This window comes from Aeromonas sp. FDAARGOS 1416 (assembly GCF_019048085.1).
GTDB lineage: Bacteria > Pseudomonadota > Gammaproteobacteria > Enterobacterales > Aeromonadaceae > Aeromonas > Aeromonas veronii.
In genome coordinates this window covers 3,874,046-3,892,500 of sequence record NZ_CP077301.1, presented here as the reverse complement: position 1 = coordinate 3,892,500, position 18,455 = coordinate 3,874,046, and the positions used below count along the sequence as shown (strand labels likewise).

17 protein-coding genes are annotated in these 18,455 nt (G+C 60.6%); 6 read left to right on the top strand and 11 right to left on the bottom strand.

Translation table 11 applies throughout. The features are described from left to right. The first annotated feature begins 87 nt into the window (after window positions 1-87). The gene (locus I6L46_RS17690; RefSeq protein WP_216976552.1) at window positions 88-630 is read left to right on the top strand and encodes a gamma carbonic anhydrase family protein; all 543 of its coding nucleotides are present in this window, start codon (window positions 88-90) and stop codon (window positions 628-630) included. Between the two features lie 85 nt (window positions 631-715). Here the strand turns inward: I6L46_RS17690 and polA are convergent, their stop codons facing one another. After that, window positions 716-3,481: a DNA polymerase I gene (polA, locus tag I6L46_RS17685; protein WP_216976550.1), complete on the bottom strand. Its 2,766-nt coding sequence runs from the start codon at window positions 3,479-3,481 to the stop codon at window positions 716-718. A 400-nt stretch (window positions 3,482-3,881) separates the two neighbouring features. Between polA and elbB the strand changes: the two genes are divergently transcribed. Further along, a complete protein-coding gene (gene elbB, locus I6L46_RS17680; RefSeq protein WP_216976548.1) occupies window positions 3,882-4,532 on the top strand; it encodes an isoprenoid biosynthesis glyoxalase ElbB in 651 nt (216 codons plus the stop codon). A gap of 77 nt (window positions 4,533-4,609) precedes the next feature. On the opposite strand, the gene I6L46_RS17675 is transcribed toward elbB, so the two are convergent. The 4 genes from I6L46_RS17675 to I6L46_RS17660 all read right to left on the bottom strand — a co-directional run bounded on the left by I6L46_RS17675 (window position 4,610) and on the right by I6L46_RS17660 (window position 8,066). Beyond that, the gene (locus tag I6L46_RS17675) at window positions 4,610-4,819 is read right to left on the bottom strand and encodes a cell division protein ZapB (RefSeq protein ID WP_005342050.1); all 210 of its coding nucleotides are present in this window, start codon (window positions 4,817-4,819) and stop codon (window positions 4,610-4,612) included. Between the two features lie 246 nt (window positions 4,820-5,065). Continuing rightward, window positions 5,066-6,346 carry a hypothetical protein gene (locus tag I6L46_RS17670; protein ID WP_159164588.1) on the bottom strand — a complete coding sequence of 427 codons (1,281 nt, stop codon included), beginning with the start codon at window positions 6,344-6,346 and terminating at the stop codon, window positions 5,066-5,068. Between the two features lie 20 nt (window positions 6,347-6,366). Then, the gene (gene cysE, locus I6L46_RS17665) at window positions 6,367-7,146 is read right to left on the bottom strand and encodes a serine O-acetyltransferase (protein ID WP_005339552.1); all 780 of its coding nucleotides are present in this window, start codon (window positions 7,144-7,146) and stop codon (window positions 6,367-6,369) included. 8 nt (window positions 7,147-7,154) lie between these two features. Continuing rightward, window positions 7,155-8,066: a cation diffusion facilitator family transporter gene (locus tag I6L46_RS17660; RefSeq protein ID WP_005339551.1), complete on the bottom strand. Its 912-nt coding sequence runs from the start codon at window positions 8,064-8,066 to the stop codon at window positions 7,155-7,157. 85 nt (window positions 8,067-8,151) lie between these two features. Here I6L46_RS17660 and I6L46_RS17655 point away from each other — a divergent pair, with 85 nt between their 5' ends. From I6L46_RS17655 to trmL, 3 genes are all read left to right on the top strand, one after another. Then, window positions 8,152-8,847, top strand: a complete 696-nt coding sequence (locus tag I6L46_RS17655; protein WP_216976546.1) for a response regulator — start codon at window positions 8,152-8,154, stop codon at window positions 8,845-8,847. Beyond that, window positions 8,829-10,199 (top strand): ATP-binding protein, encoded by a 1,371-nt coding sequence (locus I6L46_RS17650; RefSeq protein ID WP_254203109.1) that lies wholly within the window; start codon window positions 8,829-8,831, stop codon window positions 10,197-10,199. Before I6L46_RS17655 ends, I6L46_RS17650 begins: the two co-directional genes overlap by 19 nt. A 74-nt stretch (window positions 10,200-10,273) precedes the next feature. Continuing rightward, window positions 10,274-10,738 carry a tRNA (uridine(34)/cytosine(34)/5-carboxymethylaminomethyluridine(34)-2'-O)-methyltransferase TrmL gene (trmL, locus tag I6L46_RS17645; protein ID WP_216976544.1) on the top strand — a complete coding sequence of 155 codons (465 nt, stop codon included), beginning with the start codon at window positions 10,274-10,276 and terminating at the stop codon, window positions 10,736-10,738. A 13-nt stretch (window positions 10,739-10,751) separates the two neighbouring features. On the opposite strand, the gene I6L46_RS17640 is transcribed toward trmL, so the two are convergent. From I6L46_RS17640 to lexA, 4 genes are all read right to left on the bottom strand, one after another. Beyond that, window positions 10,752-12,041 (bottom strand): MATE family efflux transporter, encoded by a 1,290-nt coding sequence (locus I6L46_RS17640; RefSeq protein ID WP_254203165.1) that lies wholly within the window; start codon window positions 12,039-12,041, stop codon window positions 10,752-10,754. A 74-nt stretch (window positions 12,042-12,115) separates the two neighbouring features. Next, window positions 12,116-12,742, bottom strand: coding sequence for an SCO family protein (locus tag I6L46_RS17635; RefSeq protein WP_005339543.1), 627 nt, complete (start codon window positions 12,740-12,742; stop codon window positions 12,116-12,118). 210 nt (window positions 12,743-12,952) lie between these two features. After that, window positions 12,953-13,168, bottom strand: coding sequence for a hypothetical protein (locus tag I6L46_RS17630; protein ID WP_019446524.1), 216 nt, complete (start codon window positions 13,166-13,168; stop codon window positions 12,953-12,955). A gap of 483 nt (window positions 13,169-13,651) precedes the next feature. After that, entirely contained in the window at window positions 13,652-14,275 is a 624-nt protein-coding gene (lexA, locus tag I6L46_RS17625) for a transcriptional repressor LexA (RefSeq protein WP_005339540.1), read from the bottom strand. A 204-nt stretch (window positions 14,276-14,479) separates the two neighbouring features. Between lexA and plsB the strand changes: the two genes are divergently transcribed. Further along, on the top strand, window positions 14,480-16,903 hold the full coding sequence (plsB, locus tag I6L46_RS17620) for a glycerol-3-phosphate 1-O-acyltransferase PlsB (protein ID WP_139733740.1): 2,424 nt from the start codon (window positions 14,480-14,482) through the stop codon (window positions 16,901-16,903). 70 nt (window positions 16,904-16,973) lie between these two features. Here plsB and ubiA read toward each other — a convergent pair whose 3' ends face one another. Then, window positions 16,974-17,843: a 4-hydroxybenzoate octaprenyltransferase gene (ubiA, locus tag I6L46_RS17615; protein ID WP_005339536.1), complete on the bottom strand. Its 870-nt coding sequence runs from the start codon at window positions 17,841-17,843 to the stop codon at window positions 16,974-16,976. After that, complete coding sequence (locus I6L46_RS17610; RefSeq protein ID WP_005339534.1) at window positions 17,840-18,376, bottom strand: chorismate lyase; 537 nt, start codon at window positions 18,374-18,376, stop codon at window positions 17,840-17,842. The genes ubiA and I6L46_RS17610 overlap by 4 nt, the downstream gene beginning before the upstream one ends. Window positions 18,377-18,455 lie beyond the last annotated feature (79 nt).

The following is an 18,455-nucleotide window of genomic DNA, read 5'->3' as shown; positions in this document are numbered from 1 at the left end:
ATTCATATCCAACCACAGCTTTTATACAAACTTATCCACAGAAACAGCCTTCAGGTTGCTAGAATGGCCGAAAACAAGGAGGCCAAGATGGACTTGCGACTGAGACCCTACAAGGGAAAATGCCCGCAATTGGGCAAACGGGTGTATGTAGACCCCTGCGCAACACTGGTGGGAGATATCGAGCTGGCCGACGACGCCAGCATCTGGCCCATGGTGGCGGCGCGGGGGGATGTGAACCATATCCGCATCGGCGCCCGCAGCAATATTCAGGATGGCACCGTGCTGCACCTGACTCGCAAGAGTGCTGGCAATCCTGACGGCTATCCGCTGCTGATCGGTGAAGATGTCACTGTGGGTCACAAGGCGATGTTGCACGGCTGCACCATCGGCAACCGGGTGCTGGTCGGCATGGGTGCCATTCTGCTTGATGGCGTCGTGGTTGAAGATGATGTGATGATCGGCGCAGGTTCGCTGGTGCCACCGGGCAAGCGACTCGAATCGGGCTTTCTATATATAGGGAATCCCGTCAAACAGGCTCGCCCGCTCAAACCTGCCGAGATCGCCTTTCTCAAAACCTCGGCTGACAACTATGTCCTGCTCAAGGATGAGTATCTGCAAGAGACCTCATAGGGCAGGCAGAAACAGGAAGCCCGGCATGATGCCGGGCTTCGCTTCTTATATAGCTATATAGCCGTGCAGAACGGCTGACCGGAAATCAGTGGGCCTGATCCCAGTTGTCACCGGTACCCGCTTCCACCAGCAGCGGCACATGCAGTTCGGCAGCGGCCGACATCTTCTCCTTGATGATGGCGGTGTACTCCTCCAGCTTCTCTTCGCGGATCTCGAACACCAGTTCATCGTGTACCTGCATCAGCATGCGGATCGACTCATCCTCGATACCGCGGATCCAGCTGTCCACGTTGATCATGGCGCGCTTGATGATATCGGCGGCCGTGCCCTGCATCGGGGCGTTGATGGCGGCCCGTTCGGCAGCCTTGCGCAGACCGGCGTTGCGGGACTTGATATCCGGCAGATAGAGGCGACGACCAAACAGGGTCTCGACATACCCCTGGGCTTCCGCCTGCTGACGGGTGCGCTCCATATACTCCAGCACGCCCGGGTAGCGTTCGAAGTAGAGATCCATGTACTTCTGCGCTTCGGCACGACCGATCCCCAGCTGCTTGGCCAGACCGAAGGCACTCATGCCGTAGATAAGGCCGAAGTTGATCGCCTTGGCGCTGCGGCGCATGTCGGTGGTGACCGCATCGAGCGCCACGCCGAACACCTCGGCGGCAGTCGCCTTGTGGATGTCCTTGCCCTCGGCAAAGGCGGTCAGCAGCCCCTTGTCACCGGAGAGGTGCGCCATGATGCGCAGCTCGATCTGGGAGTAGTCCGCCGCCACCAGCTTGTAACCGGCGCTAGGGATGAAGGCCTGACGGATCCGGCGCCCTTGCTCATTGCGCACCGGGATGTTCTGCAGGTTGGGATCAGATGATGACAAGCGGCCCGTAGCCGCTACCGCCTGATGATAGGAGGTGTGTACCCGCCCGGTCCGGGGCTTGATCATCAGCGGCAACTTGTCGGTGTAGGTGGACTTGAGCTTGGCCAGCCCACGATGCTCCATCAGCAGTTGCGGCAGCTCGTAGGTCTCCGCCAGCTCGGCCAGCACCTCTTCTGCGGTGGACGGTGCCCCCTTCGGAGTCTTTTTGATGATCGGCAGCCCCAGCTTGGTGAAGAGGATCTCCCCCAACTGCTTGGGCGAGGAGAGGTTGAACTCCTGCCCGGCCAGCTCGTGAGCCTGTTTCTCCAGCTCTGCCAACCGCAGCTCGATCTCCTGACTCTGCTGGTGCAGCAACTTGGGATCGATAGTGGTGCCGAGCAACTCCATCCGCGCCAGTACAGGCAACAGCGGCAGCTCAATCTCACTGAATACCTTGGCGAGACCCGGCACGGCCTCCAGCTGACCCCACAGCGCCTGATGCAGACGCAGGGTGATATCGGCATCTTCCGCCGCATAGGGGGCCGCCTGCTCCAGCTCGATCTGGTTGAAGGTGAGCTGTTTCACTCCTTTGCCCGCGATATCTTCAAAGGCGGTGGTCTCGACCCCGAGGTAACGCTTGGCCAACGAATCCATATCGTGACGACTGGCGGTGGAGTTGAGCACGTAGGACTCGAGCATGGTGTCGTAGGCGATACCCTGCAGGTCGATGTCATGGTTGAGCAGCACGTTGCGGTCGTACTTGAGGTTCTGCCCCACCTTGAGACGGGTCGGATCTTCCAGCAGCGGCTTGAGCTTGCCCAACACCACGGCCTCGCTCAGCTGTACCGGGGCCCCCAGATAGTCGTGGCCAAACGGCACATAAGCAGCCTTGCCCGGCTCAACCGCGAAGGAGACGCCAACAATCCGTGCCTCCATATAGTCGAGACTGGTGGTTTCGGTATCGAAGGCAAACAGCGGTGCCGATTTCAACTGTTCCAGCCAGCCGTCAAACTCGGCTTCGTCCAGAATGCAGCGGTAGTCGGTTTCGATGGCGGCAACCGGAGCAGCGCTCTCATCGCCAGCTTCGTCCTGTCCGGCGCTCTCGCTCCCCTCTTCACCACCGGATTCCAGCTCCTTGATCAGGTTGCGCAGCTCGTATTCGCGATAGACCGCCAGCAGGGACTCCTTGTCGATCGGCTTGAGCAACAGCTCTTCCAGACTCTGTTCCAGCTCGACATCGGTCTTGATGGTCGCCAGTCGATAGGAGAGACGAACCTGCTCCTCCTGCTCGCGGAACTTGTCGGCGAACGCCTTGGAGCCACGGAAACCGAGCGCAGCTACCTTGTCGAGGTTGGCGGCAATCTCGTCGATGCTGCCAATCCCCTGCAGCAGGGCCAGTGCGGTCTTCTCGCCGACACCGGTCATGCCGGGAATGTTGTCGACCTTGTCACCCATCAGGGCCAGATAGTCGATGATGAGCTCGGGCGGCACGCCAAACTTCTCGATCACCCCTTCCCGATCGGTCTTCACATCTTTCATGGTGTCGATCAGGGTGACATGGTCGGAGACCAGCTGTGCCATATCCTTGTCACCGGTGCTGATCAGCACCGGCAGCTGCTTCTCGGTCGCCTGGCGGGCCAGGGTGCCGATCACGTCGTCAGCCTCCACCCCTTCCACCATCAGGAAGGGGAAGCCCATCGCCTTGATCATCTGGTGGATCGGGGCAACCTGGCTACGCAGATCGTCCGGCATGCTGGCACGGGTCGCCTTGTACTCGGGATAGATGTCATCGCGGAAGGTCTTGCCCTTGGCATCAAACACCACGGCCACATGACAGTCAGGATATTGCTTGCGCAGGCTGCGCATCATGTTGGCCATGACACGGACGGCGCCGCTCGGCAAACCGGTCGATGTGCGCAGATCAGCCTGCTGGGAGGCGAAGAAGGCGCGGTAAAGATAAGAGGAGCCGTCGACCAGAATAAGGGGGTTGCTAGGGGCCATGAAATCGTCCTGCCAGAGATAAACAGCCGCTAGGATGCCACAGGCCCCCCCTCACACCAAGGGGCGTAGCAACAACACACAGCGCCTGATAAATGGACTCAACCTGTGGATAACTCTGTGTTCAAAAATGGGGCGCATCAGAGTGCACAGTGACAAAACTGTGCATAAAAATATAAAAAACCATTAAAAACAATATATTGAGATCGCAAAAACCGATCGAGAGACAGTTAGAATGATCTCGATCAATGTGGAAAAAGATTTAAGGGAGTAGGTACAGCAGGATCCAAAACGAAACAATCCTAGCACAGCAAGATGACTTGACCAGCAGATGGCGAGCGATAACCATACAAAAGTACAACAATCCATCTTGGCTCACATTTTCAACAACGAGGAGTTTGCCATGAAAAAAGTGGCCGTGATTTTGAGTGGCTGCGGCGTCTTTGACGGAGCCGAAATCCACGAGGCCGTCATCAGCCTGCTGGCGTTGGCCCGTCAGGGAGCCGCCGTCCAGTGCTTCGCCCCGAACGTGGCGCAGCTCCATGTCATCAACCACCTGACCGGTGAAGTGAGCGAGGGAGAGAGCCGCAACGTGTTGGTCGAAGCGGCCCGCATCTGCCGTGGCCAGATCAAGGATGTGGCCGAGCTGGATGCGGTAGATTATGACGCCCTGCTGGTGCCCGGCGGCTTTGGCGCCGCCAAAAACCTGTGCGACTTCGCAATCAGGGGCGCCGAATGCCAGATCCAGCCCGATGTGCTGAAAGCGTGCCAGAGCTTTGCCAAAGCCAATAAACCGGCCGCCTATATCTGCATCGCGCCCGCCATGATCCCGCTGATATATGGTGCTGGAACGCTGGCGACCATCGGCCATGACGAGGGTACCGCCAACGCCATCGAGGAGATGGGTGGCAGCCATCTCAACTGCCCGGTCAACGAGTTTGTGGTGGATCAGGAGCGCAAGGTGATCTCCACCCCCGCCTACATGCTGGCCAACAACATAGTCGAAGCCGCGGACGGCATCGAGAAGACAGTCAAACAACTGCTGGCGCTGTAATTCCCATCCCGCCAAAACAAAAATAGACGGGCCGCTCATGGAGCGGCCCGTTTTCAATTCTGCCTGAAGGCGATGAATTAGATGGTTTCGCCCATCTGATCCATTTTACCCAGCAGGGCACGCAGACGCTCCTGCCATGCAGCGTGCTCGTTACGCAGCTGATGGTTCTCGTCTTGCAGCTTGCTGTTCTGTTCTTTCAGCTCGTCGAGCTCCATCTTCAGCAGGGAGATGTTGTCGACGGCGGATTGTACTTTGGATTCGAGTTGCTCAAGGACTTCTAGTGACATATGCATACCTGTTTGTTCAATTGCGATGCCCCACAGAGGGCGATTCAAGCGCGTGGAGCCAGCATACCCCGAGCCTATCGGCACAAACAAGCCAGTGCGCTGTAAAATGCGCCTTCCATAGATGTATTGTCTAAATATGCGTCTATTTTTCTCGCATCCTGCGCCCGAGTCGCGACAACACACTGAACCGTGCGTAAAAAGCCCCGCCACCCGCGCATCATTGGCACCCTCCTGACGGCGCCGCCGTTATCCATGCAAGGCGATATAAGCCCCCAGCAACAGACAGGCGACCACATACATCAGCAGGCCGTAGAGCAGGTTCCAGCGCAGGATCAGCCCGGCACTGAGGTTGTAGCGGGAGGCCAGCGCCAGATTGGATCCGGAGAGCGGACTGGTGCCCGTGGCAAGCCCCCATCCCAGCAGGAAACACATACCGAGCAGGCTGGGATCCGGCGCCAGCGGCCAGAGCAGTGGCGCCAGCCCGGAGATACTGATGAGCGGATGCACCCCGACGATGGCCACCAGCAGTATCAGCAGCAGAGTGAGGGATGCCTCAAGCCAGCCAAAGTGATTGAACAGCGGCAAGCCGTGACCGGCACCGAGATCGATGACCGACAGCGCACTGTTGATGCCTGCCGCCAGCAAACCGGCCCCCAGAAATAGCACCAGCTGACCGCCGATGGCGGGAAAGCGTTCCACCACCTGCCGCTTGAGGGCCGCCTTGCGCCCGGCCCTCGGCATAAAGAGCAGTGCCAGCAGCGGGGCCACCAGTGCGATCACCGCCAGAATGCCGAGCTGGGGCCAGATCTGCTTGATGAGCAGTACCAGCAGCGCCAGCGTGACCGGCAACCCCAGGGTCTGCAGCCGCAGCGGATAACCGGCAAAGTCGGCCACCCCGATCCGCTCCACCTGCCAGGCGGTCAGCCCCATCGCCAGCAAGGCGGCGAGGATCCCGAACGGCAAAATATGGGAGAGCTGCAAGCCCGGCGCATATGTAAGCGCCACCGCCATGGCGACAAAGAAGGGTGACCAGAAGGCAGCGGCACAGAAGATCCGGCTCAGCACCATCACCTGACGACGCTCCAGGGTGCCATTGCGCTCCAGTCGATCGCCGATGATAAACAACACCGAGAGGTTGATGACCGCCCCCAGCAGATTGAGGCTGGCCATGGTGCTCCACAACCCCTTTCGCCCAGTCCAGGAGGTGGTGCCGGTCAAGAGACCCGAGGTGGCGAGGTTGAGGGTGCTCACCGCGGCAAACATGGTGAGCATATTGATGTTGGGCAGCAGCCAGTCACCGGCGGTGAGGGTCGCACCCTGCCACCAGGAAAAGATGAGCAGCAACAGCGCCGCGCCATACAAGGCCAGCGCCTGCCGCTTGGCGGCCCCCACCAACCAGGGCCAGGTGAGCAGTGACGCCCCCCAGGCCGCAATGGCCGCTGGCCAGGGGGAGAGTCCCAGATAGAGATGCAGCAAGTTGAGCAGCCACATCCCCAAAATCAGATAACCCGACCAACGTTTGGCCATCGACTACTCCGGCCGGGAGATCAGAGACACTGATCCATATCCAGTGAAGGCTTGTCGCACTCCGGACGGCCGACGATCTTGGCGGGTACGCCAGCGACCGTGGTATGAGGCGGCACCGGGTTGATCACCACGCTGCCCGCGCCGATTTTGGCACCCACGCCCACTTCGATATTGCCGAGCACCTTGGCGCCCGCCCCTATCATCACCCCTTCGCGGATCTTGGGATGACGATCGCCGCTCTCCTTGCCGGTACCGCCGAGGGTCACGCTCTGCAGGATGGAGACATCATCCTCAATCACTGCCGTCTCGCCCACCACTATGCCGGTGGCGTGGTCGAACATGATCCCCTTGCCGATGCGGGCGGCCGGGTGCACATCCACCCCGAACACCACCGAGATCTGGTTTTGCAGATAGAGGGCCAGCGAGCGGCGCCCCTGACGCCACAGCCAGTTGGCGACCCGATAACCCTGCAGGGCATGGAACCCCTTGAGATAGAGCAGCGGGGTGGAGAAGAGGTCGACCGCCGGATCCCGCTCCTGCACGGCGCAGATGTCGGCCGCCACTACCGTCAGCAGCTCGGGCTCGCTGCGCAGGGCCAGCTCGATCACCTCGCGCAGGGCGATGGCGGGCATGGTGGCGCTGTCGAGTTTGTTGGCCAGCTGGAAGCTGAGGGCCGAACGCAGATTCTTGTGATTTAGAATGGTGGAGTGGAAGAAGCTGGCCAGCATCGGCTCCTGGGCCGCCATGCACTCCGCTTCTTGCTGAATTTTGTGCCAGGTTTTGGCAACCAGTTCATCCATGTTGCAGCCTACTGTTGTTCTGGGTGAGGGCTCTGTTGTTCTTTTGTCAGCACCGAGATGGGGTCCATGTGGATGATGACATCCATCCGCTCGAATGCCTGGCGTACCGCCAGCTCGGCTTCATCGGCGATCTGATGGGCCTTGACCAGGGGGATCTGATCATCCAGTTCAAGATGCAACTGTACGAATCGGGTCGGCCCGGATTGACGGGTGCGCAGGTCATGTACGCCGTGTACACCTTCTACGGCACAGCAGAGCGCCATTATTCTCGCTTGTTCTTCCGCTGGCAACTGACGATCGAGCAGCGCCTGCACCGACTCGTAGCCGATGTGTCCCGCCCCCCACAACAGGAACAGCCCGATCAGGATGGCAAACAGGCCGTCGGCCCAGTACCACCCCTGCCCCGCCAGCACCAGCGCCAACAAGACACCGGCATTGAGCAGCAGATCGGAACGGTAGTGCAGCATGTCAGCCTTGATGGCCACGCTGTTGGTCTTGCGAATAACGAAACTCTGGAAGCTGACCAGCAGCAGGGTCAGCACGATGGAGCCGCCACTGACCCAGAGACCCGCCTCCAGCCGCAGAATAGGCGCCTGATTGAGCAGGGATGAAATGCCGTGCATCACCAGCAGCAAGGCGGAGCCGGAGATAAAGGCCGACTGGATGAGGCCCGCCAGCGACTCCGCCTTGCCGTGACCGAAACGGTGCTCGTCATCGGCGGGGGCCAGCGCATAGCGAATGGCCAGCAGGTTGATGATGGAGGCACTCACATCCATGAAGGAGTCGGTAAGCGACGCCAGCAGGGTCGACGAGTCGGTCATCAGCCAGGCGATCAGTTTGCCGATGATCAGCAAGGTAGCGGTGGTGACCGCCGCTATGCTGGCAAAGGTCACCCAACGGGAATATTGTTGATGGCTCAAAACCGGCTTTCCTCTGGCGATGAAAAACTTATTATACCCTGACCCCGGCGTCAGTTTGGCGCGAAAATCTGCGGAATAACACCAGATGAACAGAATACTCCTGGTCGACGACGATCTTGAATTGACCCAACTGCTCACCGAAATTCTGACCCTGGAGGGATTTCAGGTCACGGTCGCCGAGGATGGTGAAGAGGGGCTGCAACGGCTGGCGGAGCAGAGCTTCGATCTGGTGTTGCTGGATGTAATGATGCCCAAACTCAACGGCTTCGCTATGCTGGCCCAGCTGCGCAAAACCCATGAAACACCGGTACTGATGCTGACCGCCCGTGGCGACAGCCAGGATCGGGTCAACGGTCTTGAGGCGGGGGCCGACGACTATCTGGCCAAGCCTTTCGATGATCGGGAACTGCTGGCCCGGGTGCGCGCCATCCTGCGCCGAACCCAGAGCGCCCCGCCCCAGCGCGGCAACTCCTCCGACGAAGTCAGCTTTATGGACATAGTGCTGCAACCCGGCCTGCAGCAGGCCCGCTGCGGCGAACAGCTACTGGAGCTGACCGCCACCGAGTTCGGCCTGCTGGAGTGCCTGCTGCGCAATCCCGGCCAGATTGTCAGCAAGAGCCACCTCTCCGAGCAGGTGCTGGGCAAGAAGCTGGAACCCTTCGATCGCGCCATCGACATGCACCTGAGCAACCTGCGCAAGAAGTTGCCGGAACGCGCCGATGGCCAACCCCGTTTCAAAACCGTACGGGGGCGCGGCTATCTGTGGCTAGAGCAAGAATAAAGGGGGGCTCCTCCCTCAACGGGATCTCGACCCACATCTTCCTCTGGTTCTGGTTTATGTTGCTGGTGATCCTCGCGGCAGTGATCAGCCTGCCAACACTGGATCCCCGCAACCAGATCCCGCTGCCCACCCATGAGGTGGCGCGGATGCAGAACAATGTCCAGGCCCTGCTCGATGCCGCCGACCCGGATCAGGATTTCGATCTGGCCAAGGCGATGGATAACATCGCCATGCTGCCGGTGGACAATGTCTACATCCGCGACGAGAAGGGGCAGATCCAGTCCACCACCCATCCCCGCAAGTTTGTGGTGCGCTTCATGGTGGATGCTGATAACCCTGCCAACCCCATGCTGGGAAACGAAGATCGCAAGGCGATCGCCGGCCCCTTCCTGATGAAGCACCACGGCCGTAGCTACCACGTCTATTTCGGCCTCAATGCCGAAAACCCCTACCTGTTCCTGTTCATTCAGGTGCTGGATCACCCGATCCGCATTCTGGGTATCTCAATGCTGGTCAGCACGCCGCTCTGTCTGTTGCTCGCCTGGCGGCTGACCCGCCCGATCCTGCAGTTGCAAAAATCGGTCTCCCAACTGGCAGCCGGCAACCTTGAGGTGCAGATCCCCAACCTTGGCCGCCGCGACGAGATCGGCCAGCTGGCCGACCATGTCAGCCGCATGGTGGAGACGCTCAAGAGCATGATCCAGAAGCAAAAACAGCTGCTTTCCGACATCTCGCACGAGCTGCGCAGCCCCTTAACCCGAATGCAGCTGGCACAGGCGCTGATCCGCCGCAAGCAGGGCGATAGCGCCGAGTTGGCCAGGATCGAATCGGAGATAGGCCGACTGGACAAGCTCATTGGCGACCTGCTCGACCTGTCGCGGGTACAGCAGCATGTGGAGGCCCCCGTCGTGCAGCCGCTGGCCGATCTGCTGGAACCCATGCTCGAAGATGCGATGTTCGAGGCGAACCAGAGCGGCAAACAGCTCAGGCTGCCGCAACTGCCGACCGAGTCGATCCAGATGTGGCCGGAGCTGCTCTCGCGGGCCATCGAGAACCCGCTGCGCAACGCCCTCAAATATGCCCGCGAGTTCATCAAGGTGGAGTGGTATCGGGATGGCAAGGAGTGGGTGATGACCATTCGGGATGACGGGCCCGGCGTGCCCGACGAGCAGCAACAGCTGCTGTTCCAGCCCTTCTTCCGGGTCGATGATGCCCGCAACGCCAAGACCGGCGGAACCGGGCTGGGGCTGGCCATCGCGGCGGAGGCGATCCAGCGCCACGGCGGCACCATTACGGCCAGCAACAACCACCCGAGCGGCCTCACCATCACCATCAAACTACCGGTCGCCTGACCCTTTTCATCGGCACGGGCGCTGGGTATGCTGGCGCCCCTTCTTGCCTTTACACCTCTTTGCAGGAGCTCGTCATGCTCGATATCGTCCTCTACCAGCCGGAAATTCCGCCCAATACCGGCAATATCATCAGGCTTTGCGCCAACACCGGATACCGGCTCCATCTCATCGAGCCGCTGGGATTTGAGTGGGATGACAAGCGGGTGAAGCGGGCGGGACTCGACTATCACGAGTTTGCCGAGGTGAAGCGCTGGCCGAACTATGACGCCTTTCTGGCAGAGGTGGCGCCCAAGCGGGTATTTGCCTGCACCACCAAGGGACGCACCGCGCACTCGGCTGTGCAGTTTGCCCTTGGCGACGCCCTGCTGTTCGGCCCGGAGAGCCGCGGCCTGCCCATCGAGATCATCGAGAGCCTGCCATTCGAGCAGCGGGTGCGCATCCCCATGCTGCCCCAGAGCCGCAGCATGAACCTCTCCAACGCGGTCTCGGTCTTCGTCTACGAGAGCTGGCGCCAGCTCGGTTATCCCGGCGCCATGTAAGCGCCACGGCTCATCAGTGACGGGCGTCCAGCAGGCGCCCGCTTCGTTCCAGTCGCCAGCAGCTGATCCCGAGCGACAAGCCACGCCCCACCATCAGCGCAGCCATCGCAGCCCATAAAGCGGCTACGCCCCACGACTGACAAAGCCACCAGATCGGGAAGAAGCCGCCAAACGCGGCAAGCAACATGCTATTGCGCATCTCCCGTGCCCGGGTCGCCCCGATGAATACGCCATCCAGCAGGAAACACCAGACCGCCAGCAACGGCATGGCGATCAGCCAGGGAAGCTGACGATTTGCCTCCGCCACCACGGCCGGAATATCGGTGATCTGCCCCACCAGCCAACTGCCCAGCAGGGCAAACCCAAAGGTAAATGCGGTCGCAATCAGGGCGGCCCAGCCCAGATTGAGCACGATGGCCTCCCGCAGTTTCTGCCGATCCCGCTGACCGATGGCTCGTCCTACCATGGCCTCCACCGCATAGGCAAAACCATCGAGTCCGTAGGAGATAAGCATCAGGAAGTTGAGCAGCACCGCATTGGCGGCCACCGCCACATCCCCCAGTCGTGCCCCTTGCAGAGTCATGAAGGCGAAACAGAGCTGCAAACAGAGGGAGCGCAGGAAGATATCGCGGTTGAGGCCGAGCAACCGCACCATGGGCGCAAGCTGCCGCCAGCGCTGCCAACCATCCTGCCACACCGTCGGTGCCAGTTGCCGCAGCTGACGGCGTACCAGCCAGATGCCGACTGCCAGCGCGCAGTAGTCCGCCATGACCGAGGCTGCCGCCACACCCCGCACCTGCCAGCCGAGCCCGAGCACAAACAGGGCATCGAGCGCCATATTGACCAGATTGGTGAGGATCAACATCACCATGGGGCTGCGGGCATCCTGCATCCCCAACAGCCAACCCATGATCACCAGATTGCAGAGCGCCGCCGGGGCGCTCCAGATCCGCACCGCCACATATTGGCCCGCATAGAGCTGCACCTCGGGCGAGCCGCCACTCAGGGCGATCAGCCGTGGCAACAGGGGGAAGAGCAACAACAGCAGCGCCAGGCCAAGAGTAATGGCCAGCCCCAGCGCCCGCAGCAGAGTATCGAGCTGGGCACGACCGTCGGCGGCGCCGTGCGCCTGCGCCGTCAGGCCGGTGGTCGACATCCGCAAAAAGCCGAGCAACCAGAAGATGAGGTTGATCAGGGTCGCACCGACCGAGACGCCCCCCAGAAACCAGGCCTGACCGAGATGACCGATCACCCAGGTGTCCACCAGCCCCAGCAAGGGGGTGGTGATATTGGAGAAAACCATCGGCAGGGCGAGCGCAAAAACAGCGAGGTGGCGAGAGGGATCTCGCCACCAGGGGGCAACAGCTGGGGTCACGCTCAGTGGCCTGCCAACTTCAGTATGCGGGCGAAATCAGAGAGCATGGTGGCCATCTGCACCCTGGGCACCTGACCCGGCGCCACCTGCGGGCGGAACACCGCCTGCAGCTTGCCCTTGGGATTGATGAGCACGATGGAGGCGGAGTGATCGATCAGGTAATCCTTCTCCCCCTGATTGGCGATGGAGTAGATCAACCCCAGATTGCGCACGAACGGGAACAGCTTGTCGTGGGGGGCGGTAGCCGCCTTGAACTCGGGATTGAAGAAGGCGGTATAGGTCTTGAGGCGTGGAATATCGTCACGCTGGGGATCCGCCGAGATAAACACCACCTGACTGTCGGGCGCCATCTTCTTCAGCTGGTCATAGACGGAACGCATATCTGCCAGGGTGGTGGGGCAGATATCGGGGCAGAAGGTGTAGCCGACGAACAGGAAGGTCCAGTGCCCCTTCAGGTTGGCAGGAGTAAACGGCTGGTTGTCCGCATCGGTAAAGGCGAAATCATTGATGTCCCGCCCCGCCGGATAATAATCGGCCTGTTCCGGCTGCTCTGGCTGCGTGGCGTAGAACACCAAGATCAGGCAGGCTGTCAGCAGCAGAAAGAGCAGGGGATAGCGGAGCTTCATCATAACAAGAGACCCTTTCAGTTCGAGGCAGATGGCCAGCAGTGACCGGACAAGAGGGGGGCATTGTACCCCAGCGAGCCGCCAAGGTGGTTCAACCTTGTGCAACGCCCTGTCAGGAGTCGACCATTTGGCATAATTAATCGCCAGTTGCGGCCATAAAAAAACCGGCCCCCTCGGGTGCCGGTTATGGATGGATTTGTTTGTCTCTTCTGCTCAGGGGCGAGCGTTACGCCCCTGCTGCAACATCTTGCCGATGGCCCGCACGCCGATGGGAATCACGGGGGCCAGCCAGCCCTCTTCCCCCTGGCGATCGCCATGGCCACGCTTGAACAGCAGCACCAGACGCACCACCTTCTCTTTCGGGCATCCCAGCCAGAGCGTCCAGTGCGAACCACGATGGTGCAGCCAGAGACCGTAAAACCAGGTCATCCGGCTACCTTTGACGAAACGGGTGATTGACGATTCCGCTGGCGCAGCCCCAGCCTCTGAATCCCATGGCGATCTTGATGCCATACCAGTCCTCCTTGACCGACAGGTCATGTTGCTTCGTCGGCCTGAACTGGGAACAGGCCCGTCACGACTATCTGCAACCATTACGAGTGGTCCCCTTTGCCTGACAAGGCTCGGGATCTCCCCACTCCCCCTTCATATCCCGTGAAGGTGTACTGCCCGATTCTCGTTGTTACCGGCCCTCCCGTCCTGCGCATTGCGATGGCCAGAGGGAGGTGCCAAGCCCTGTCTCGGCGACAGGGCACTGATCTGAGCATATATCTGAAATGGATGATTGGTAGCCGGTCGCGCAGGACAAAAATGCCGCCGCCGATGATCTGTTTGATATGACAAGGAAAGTGTGCCAGAAACAGCACGGCCTCCCGAAGGAGGCCGTGTGGCAAACGCAGTTGGCGGGGATGACTACATCCAGTCGGCGTTGCGGATCACCCCGACCGCCAGTCCTTCGATGGTGAGCTGCTGGCAGGAGAGATCCACCTCGATGGGGGAGAGCTCTTCATTCTCCGGCAGCAGCCATACCTGACTGCCCTTGCGCTGGAAGCGCTTGACGGTAACATCCTCATCGAGACGGGCGACCACCACCTGACCGTTGCGCACCTCCTGGGTCTTGTGCACCGCCAGCAGATCGCCATCCAGAATGCCGATGTTCTTCATGCTCATCCCCTGCACCCGCAGCAGAAAATCTGCGCGCGGGTGGAACAGGGCGGGATCCACCTGATAGTGGCTCTCGATATGCTCCTGAGCCAGGATAGGTTCACCGGCAGCCACCTTGCCGATGAGCGGCAGGCCGCTCTCTTCCAGCACCTCTTCCTCTTCGAGCAACAGGCGAATGCCGCGGGACGTGCCCGGCATGATCTCGATGACCCCTTTTTTGGCCAGGGCCTTCAGATGTTCTTCGGCCGCATTGGCCGACTTGAAACCAAGCTTCTGGGCAATCTCGGCACGAGTCGGCGGCATACCGGTCTCGCTCATGTTCACCTTGATCAGCTCCAGCACTTCGGCCTGGCGGGGGGTAAGGGGTTTCATAGAATTGGCACCTGTCTTTTTATACAGCACACTGGCAGTATATACAGTGCAGTGGCCAAGGCAAGGCGCAGCTGACATTTGTCGCAACCAACCCCTCATTTACTGCTGTTTTGATCCTGCGCAGCCGACTCATCGTACCTCTCGGCGACAAGGGACTGTCGATTTGCTATGCTCACGCCGCATTTTTTTGGAGAGCAGACGCACATGTCCCTAGGACAGAAGATTTCCAGAGCCATCTTGCAATGGCCGGTCAGCGGCTTGGTCAATCACAAGAGCCTGCCGGAAAATCCCATCACAGAACTCAATCTGGATCCGGCCAGACCCATCGTCTATGCCCTGAAAACCAGTTCGATCACCGACCTGATGACCCTGCAGCAGTGCTGCGAGGATCTCGGTCTGCCCGGTCCCTTCACGCCGCTGGAACTGAACGGCCAGCTGCTGCCGCGCTATGTCTGTCTGGATCGTCCGCCTCCCCTGTTTGGCAAACGCAGCAAACCGCTCCCCTTCCTGCAGGAGTTCCACCAGCTGCTGGATCTGCACAAGCAGGATCCCGCACTGGATATCCAGGTGGTGCCCGTCACCCTGTTCTGGGGCCGTGCTCCGGGTCGGGAAGGGGAAGAAGCCTCAGGCCTCAACATCATCAGCAGCCTGGCGCCGAACCGGCTGAAGAAGGCGCTCATCGTGATCCTCAAGGGTCGCGAGAATCTGGTGCGCTTCTCGCCGCCGCTCTCCCTGCGCTACATGGCCGACAAGCACGGCACCGACGAGGCCATCGCCCACAAGCTGGCACGAGTGGCACGTACCCACTTCAGCCGCCAGCAGCTGGCCGCCACCGGCCCGAAACTGCCGAACCGCAACCTGCTGTTCAAGCAGTTGCTCGACTCCGCGGTGATCCAGCAGGCGATTGAAGAGGAGGCCCAGCGCGAAGGGATCAGCCTCGAGAAGGCGCAAAAGCGCGCCCATGGCTACATGGACGAGATCGCCTCCAACTTCTCCTACCGGCTGATCCGCCTGGGCGAGAGCTTCCTCGGCTGGCTGTGGAACAAGCTCTACCGCGGTTTGTCGGTCAATGGCGCCGAGAAGGTACGCCAGCTGGCGCAGGAGGGGCACGAGATCGTCTACGTTCCCTGCCACCGCAGCCACATGGACTACCTGCTGCTCTCCTACGTCATCTACCACCAGGGGATGGTGCCGCCCCATATCGCGGCAGGCATCAACCTCAACTTCTGGCCGGCGGGCCCGATTTTCCGCCACGGCGGCGCCTTCTTCATTCGCCGCACCTTCAAGGGCAACCCGCTCTACAGCACGGTATTCCGGGAATACCTCAACCTGCTGTTTGCCAAGGGTTACTCGGTAGAGTTCTTCACCGAAGGCGGTCGCTCCCGTACCGGCCGTCTGCTGCCGCCCAAGACCGGCATGCTGGCGATGACCCTGCAGGCGATGATGCGCGGGCTGGACAGGCCGGTCACTCTGGTGCCTGTCTATCTGGGCTACGAGCACGTGATGGAGGTGAACACCTACCACAACGAGCTCAAGGGTAGCCGCAAGGAGAAAGAGAGCTTCCTGCAGGTGCTCGGCATCCTGCGCAAGCTGCGCAACTACGGCCGTGGTTTCGTCAACTTCGGCGAACCGCTGACCCTCAACAGCTACCTGAGCGAACACATCCCCGACTGGAAAAAGCACATCGGGGAAGAGGAGCGTCCGGAGTGGATGGCGGGCACTGTCAACAATCTGGCCGAACTGCTGATGACCCGCATCAACGGCGCTGCCGCGGTCAACGGCCTGACCCTGAGCGCGCTGGCGCTGCTGGCCGCCGAGCGCCACGCCCTGACCCGCGATGAATTGCAGGCCCAGCTCAACACCTATCTGGATCTGCTCAAGGCGGTGCCTTACAGCCCGCAGAGCACCATTCCGGATGAGGATGCCAAGACCCTGCTGGATCAGGCGATGGAGCTCAACAAGTTCGAGGTCAGCGAGGACAAGCTGGGGCAGATCATCAGTCTCGACCGCTATCAGGCGATCCTGCTGACCTACTACCGCAACAACATCCTCCACCTGTTTGCCATGCCCTCTCTGGTGGCGGCACTGATCGAACGGTGCGAGGGGATCTCCCGCAGCGAGATCATGGCTCGTTGCATCGACATCTATCCGCTGCTCAAGACCGAGCTGTTCCTGCGTTATGAAGAGGATGAGCTGCCAGCGCTGGTCGACAGCCTGCTCGACGCACTGCAAACCCAGCAGCTGATCGAGACCCGCGATGACGGCTACTGGGTCAATCCGGCCAACCAGATGCGCCTGCTGCTGCTGGCGGAGAGCATTCAGGAGACCCTGCAACGCTACGCCATCGTGCTGACCCGGGTGCTGGCACAGCCTCATATCGAGGCGGAGCAGCTGGAGGCGGACGGCCTGATGATGGCAGAGCGCCTCGGCACCCTGCACGGCATCAACGCCCCCGAGTTCTTCGACCAGAAGCTGTTCAGCACCCTGATCCACACGCTGCGCAAAGAGGGTTACCTCTCCCCCGAGTGCAAGCCGGATCTCGGCCGCTTCCAGGCGCTGGCCGACAACATAGTGCCGCTGCTGAGCAACAAGATCCGCCGCACCATTCAGGCAGGCAATCAGCTCTGATCTGCAACGCAAACAAAGAAGGCCGCATGATGCGGCCTTCTTTTTTTATCGGAGTCTGCGCGGGAACATGTCACGCCAGCAGGTAGTCGAGCACCAGACCGGCAAACACCAGCGCTCCCACATAGTTGTTGTTGAGAAACGCCTGGAAGCAGGCTTCTCGCTGCCGCTCGCGAATGAGCCGCTGCTGATAGACAAACAGCACCGCCGCCCCCAGCAATCCCCAGTAATACCAGCCCCCCAGCGTCATCAGTTGCCCGACCGCCAGCAACAGCAGCAGCGTCGAGAGTTGCAGTGCGCCGATGATCCGCTTGTCGTAACGGCCAAACAGGATGGCGCTGGATTTGAGGCCGATCTTGAGGTCGTCATCCCGATCCACCATGGCGTACTGGGTGTCGTAAGCCACGGTCCAGAGCAGGTTGGCGAAGAAGAGCAGCCAGGCCACCAGCGGCAGGGCATCCGCCTGCGCCGCATAGGCCATCGGGATCGACCAGGAGAAGGCCATCCCGAGCACCAGCTGGGGATTGGAGATAAAGCGCTTCATGAAGGGGTAGCTCACTGCCAGCAGCAGGGCGACAAACGACAGACCGATGGTGAGCGGATTCATGGTCAGCACCAGACCAAACGAAATAAGCGCCAGCACGAAGAAGAGCGCCAGCACCTCCCACGGCTTGACTCTGCCCGTGGGCAAGGGGCGACCAGCGGTGCGTTTGACATGACCGTCGAAGTTGCGATCCGCATAATCGTTGATCACGCACCCTGCCGAGCGCATCAGAAAGACGCCGACCACAAACACGGTCAGCACCCAGAGATTGGGCAGGCCACCAGCGGCCAGCCAGAGCGCCCACAGGGTTGGCCACAGCAGCAGCAGAGTACCTATGGGTTTGTCGACGCGGGCCAACTGCATATAGGCAAGTCCCCGCTCCTTGGTTAACAGATTCACTCCAGCTCCTTGTCACAGACGAGAGAGGGCAGAAACAGCTCGTGCACCAGCAGTGGCCACTGCCCCAGAAACAGACGGGAACGACGCCCCCAGACAGTGGCGGCCGGACAACGGGGATTGGCGGCAATATCGAAACGGGCCAGTTGCAGGTGATCGCGGCGGGCAGGCTCATGGCCAAATACCCGCTCACCCAGCGGCTGCTCGCCAAGCTCGGCAATGCCGCTCCCTTGCAGTGCGTCATCGGCAAACAGGGTCCAGCCCAGCACGGCGGGCCCACGATCCCCGTGCAGGATCACCTCGCGGCAGGTACCGGCCGGCGAGGCCGAATCCACCAGCCACTGCTCATCGGCAGTAAGGGCGACCGGGTGATTGCCCAGCCACTCCACCGAAAAGTGGCGATTGTGCTGACGCAGCCGCCGAGTCATGGAGCCGGGCTCCAGCAGCCAGGGGCGCAAGCTGGCGGGCAATTCGCAACATTCGGGGGCCAGCCACCCGCTTAAGGGCGTGAGGGGAACAGTCAACTCGGACTTCACAGCTTCACCATCCAGAGATTTCCGTGTTCAGGTTAAAATCCGGTTTATTATCCGTAAATCAATAGCGAAATGTAAGAAC